This is a genomic window from Glycocaulis sp., from assembly GCF_052168375.1.
In the GTDB taxonomy this organism is placed as follows: Bacteria; Pseudomonadota; Alphaproteobacteria; order Caulobacterales; family Maricaulaceae; genus Glycocaulis.
In genome coordinates, this window is the sequence record NZ_JBQLZR010000219.1 from 1 (window position 1) to 3,460 (window position 3,460).

Annotated in this window: 4 protein-coding genes and 1 pseudogene; 4 read left to right on the forward strand and 1 reads right to left on the reverse strand. The window is 64.2% G+C overall.

What is annotated here, in order from left to right; genetic code table 11:
- The 3 genes from ACTS2Z_RS08900 to phoB all read left to right on the forward strand — a co-directional run.
- Window positions 1-568 (forward strand): phosphate ABC transporter ATP-binding protein (locus ACTS2Z_RS08900; RefSeq protein WP_442572864.1); only part of this gene is annotated, 568 nt, incomplete at its 5' end.
- 61 nt (window positions 569-629) lie between these two features.
- Window positions 630-1,346: a phosphate signaling complex protein PhoU gene (gene phoU, locus ACTS2Z_RS08905; RefSeq protein WP_442572865.1), complete on the forward strand. Its 717-nt coding sequence runs from the start codon at window positions 630-632 to the stop codon at window positions 1,344-1,346.
- Window positions 1,347-1,357: 11 nt separating this feature from the next.
- Complete coding sequence (phoB, locus tag ACTS2Z_RS08910; protein WP_442572866.1) at window positions 1,358-2,044, forward strand: phosphate regulon transcriptional regulator PhoB; 687 nt, start codon at window positions 1,358-1,360, stop codon at window positions 2,042-2,044.
- 76 nt (window positions 2,045-2,120) lie between these two features.
- Here phoB and ACTS2Z_RS08915 read toward each other — a convergent pair whose 3' ends face one another.
- Entirely contained in the window at window positions 2,121-2,684 is a 564-nt protein-coding gene (locus ACTS2Z_RS08915; RefSeq protein WP_442572867.1) for a GcrA family cell cycle regulator, read from the reverse strand.
- A gap of 248 nt (window positions 2,685-2,932) precedes the next feature.
- On the opposite strand from ACTS2Z_RS08915, the pseudogene ACTS2Z_RS08920 reads away from it, so the two are divergent.
- Window positions 2,933-3,460 (forward strand): annotated as a pseudogene (locus ACTS2Z_RS08920) (hypothetical protein); the annotation flags it as partial.

The following is a 3,460-nucleotide window of genomic DNA, read 5'->3' on the forward strand; positions in this document are numbered from 1 at the left end:
CGACATCACCCTGGACGGGGAGGACATCTACGACCGGCGGCTCGACGTGGTGCAGTTGCGCGCCCGCGTCGGCATGGTCTTCCAGAAGCCGAACCCCTTTCCGAAAAGCATTTATGATAACGTGGCCTACGGGCCGCGTATTCACGGGCTTGCCTCTGGCAAGGACGAGCTTGACGGGATCGTCGAGACCTCGCTGCGCAAGGCGGGCCTGTGGGACGAGGTGGCCGACCGTCTCGACCAGCCTGGCAATTCGCTCTCAGGTGGTCAGCAGCAGCGTCTGGTGATTGCGCGCGCGATTGCGGTGAACCCGGAAGTGATCCTGATGGACGAGCCCTGCTCGGCGCTCGACCCGATCGCGACCGCCCGCATCGAGGAACTGATCGACGAACTGCGTGAGAATTACTGCCTGATCATCGTGACGCACTCGATGGCGCAGGCCGCGCGCGTGTCACAGAAGACGGCCTTCTTCCATCTTGGCCATCTGGTCGAGTACGGACCTACCGAAGAGATATTCACCAACCCGCGTGACCGCCGCACGCAAGACTACATTACCGGCCGCTTCGGCTAGGCCGTCAGACGACCCAACGCATACCCCCGGGGCGATCCTGCCCCGCAAAAAGGTAACTGCCATGAATAGCCCGGCACATCACGGACACCACATCGTCAAGGCCTTCTCCGAGGAGCTGGAACAGCTGTCCGCCTCGGTCGCGACCATGGGCGGGCTCGCCGAGAGCCTGATTTCCGATGCCATCGACGCCATTGTGACCCGTGACAGCGATTTGGCCCTGGATGTGGTCGAACGCGACAAGCGCATCGACGCTCTGCAGCGCGATATCGAGCGCCAGATCATCCGCCTGCTGGCCTTGCGCCAGCCTCTGGCCTGGGATCTGCGCGTCTGCATCGCGGCGCTGAAAATCTCCGCCGATCTGGAGCGCATTGGGGATCTGGCCAAGAACATTGCCCGCCGGACCCGCGCTCTGAACGAAGCCGAACCGCTCGCGCTCACCAAATCGGTGGAGCGCATGGGCCGTCTCGTACAGGGCCATCTGCACGAAGTGCTCGATGCCTATGTCAGCGGCGAGATTGCCGGCGCGGTGGGCGTATGGGAGCGCGATGACGAGGTGGACGAGCACTATAATGCGCTCTTCCGCGAGCTTCTCACCTGCATGGCCGGTGACAAGAACCTGATCGGGCCGGGCACCCACCTTCTCTTCATTGCCAAGAATCTCGAGCGTGTCGGGGATCACTCCACCAATATCGCCGAGCTGGTTCACTACGCCGTGACGGGCAGCGAGCTGACGGCCGAACGGCCCAAGGGCACGCCGCTTGAAAGCGGCGCAAGCTAGGGATCGATGCCATGCAGCCGCATGTTCTTGTCGTCGAGGACGAAGACGCGCTCGCCGAACTGCTTCAGTACAATCTGAAGAAGGAAGGTTTCCGCGTAACCGTGGCCGCCGATGGCGAGGAAGCCATGATCCTGGTCGACGAGCGCCAGCCCGACCTGATCCTGCTGGACTGGATGCTGCCCAAGGTGTCGGGCATCGAGGTCTGCCGCCGCCTGCGCGGACGTCAGGAAACGCGCAATATCCCGATTATCATGCTGACAGCGCGCGGCGAGGAAGCCGACCGTATCCGCGGTCTTGATACCGGCGCCGACGACTACATCATCAAGCCCTTCCTGATGAAGGAGCTGTTCGCCCGTGTGCGCGCCATCCTGCGCCGCATCCGGCCAGGCCTTGCCGACGACAAGGTGGTGGTGGGTGACATCACCATGGACCGTGTGGCGCACCGCGTGTCGCGTGGTGGCCGTGATGTTCATCTGGGCCCGACCGAATTCCGCCTGCTCGACTATTTCATGCAGCATCCCGGCCGTGTCTTCTCGCGCGAGCAATTGCTAGATGCGGTCTGGGGCTCGGACGTCTACGTTGAGGCCCGCACGGTGGACGTCCATGTCGGACGCCTGCGCAAGGCGCTCAATAATGGTGACGAGACCGATCCCATCCGCACGGTGCGCTCTGCCGGCTACGCGCTGAACGCGGATTGAAGCCCTCGCATCTGACAATCAAAAAAGCCCGGCTCGTCAGAGCCGGGCTTTTTCGTCTTCAGGGCAGGTCTGCAGGCTAGAAATTCATCCGGCGGCCGGAAGCCAGGCTGTCGAGAACCGCGCGGGCATCGTCTGCCGGCTTGCGCTTGCGCTTGGCCTGCGGCTGGTAGGCCATCTGCGAGTGAGCTTCGCAATAGGCCTGACCCGGCGTGGTCTTGTGACCGCAGAAGCGGAAGCTGGAATCCGCCGGATCGCCGACCGGCCATTTGCACATGCCTTCGCGCAGGGTCAGCACCGTTGCATAATCGCCTGACGGCAGGACATGCGGCTCAACCGGAGCCGGGGCAGGCGCCGGTGCGCGCACTACAGCCGGAGCCGATCCGGTGGCCGCCTTCGGCTTGGCCCCGTTCTGCGCCGGCGCAGAGGCTGCACCCGTGCGTGGCCGCGTGGCCAGTTTCGGCGCCGCGATCCGGCGGGTCGGACGCGACGGCGCCGCCCGGCCTGACAGGCCCAGCCGGTGCACCTTGCCGATCACCGCATTGCGGGTTACCCCGCCAAGCTGCTTGGCGATCTGGCTGGCGCTCAGCCCGTCGGCCCACAATTTCTTCAGGGTTTCCACCCGTTCATCAGTCCACGCCATGGCGGTGCGCTCCTCGCCTTCTACGCTCCAGTATTGGGCCCCAAGCAGTTGGTGTGCGTCCTGTGGACAAACCCTACATGTTGGGGCCAGACACGAGATACAGTATCGGCGGGCTGCAATAGCACAAGATGCGGCAGTGATTCGGACGTGGAAAACTTCTCCGTTGCGCACTCGCATCGCGGCGGCGGACCGTGCTAGACGAAGCCGCAATGCCTGCTCCTGCAAGGCGCGAACCCGGGAATGAGCGAATGCCAGACACATCGAGCAGCCGCGATGCCATAGAGGCGGGCCTGTCCGGCCCGGTGCCGCCGCAGCCGCGCACGATAGGGGCGGTCAACTGGCTGGGCTTGTGGACGCTCTACAAGAAGGAGGTTCGCCGCTTCCTGAAAGTGAGCTTCCAGACCGTCATGGCGCCGGTGGCGACGACGCTTCTGTACATGATGGTGTTCTCGCTCGCCGTTGGCGCAACGCGCGAGGCGCCCGGCGGGCTGCCCTTTGCGGTCTTCCTGGCGCCTGGCCTTATCATGATGGGGCTTCTCAACAACGCCTTTGCCAACTCTTCCTCATCGCTCATCGTGGCAAAGGTGCAGGGCAATACGGTCGATTTCCTGATGCCGCCTCTGTCTGCCGGCGAACTGGCGGCGGCCTTTATCGGCGGGGCGATCACGCGCGGCGTTCTGGTGGCGGCAGCGTCCGCCATCGTCATCGTGCCCTTTGCCTCCCTGCCCCTGGCACACCCCTGGGCCATCGTCTTTTTCGGTGTCGGGGCGGCCGCA

What these genes read in the sequence shown, in the direction of transcription:
- phoB (WP_442572866.1), top strand. Translation starts at nt 1,358, where the DNA reads ATGCAGCCGCATGTTCTTGTCGTCGAGGACGAAGACGCGCTCGCCGAA.
- phoU (WP_442572865.1), top strand. Translation starts at nt 630, where the DNA reads ATGAATAGCCCGGCACATCACGGACACCACATCGTCAAGGCCTTCTCC.
- ACTS2Z_RS08915 (WP_442572867.1), bottom strand. Translation starts at nt 2,684, where the DNA reads ATGGCGTGGACTGATGAACGGGTGGAAACCCTGAAGAAATTGTGGGCC.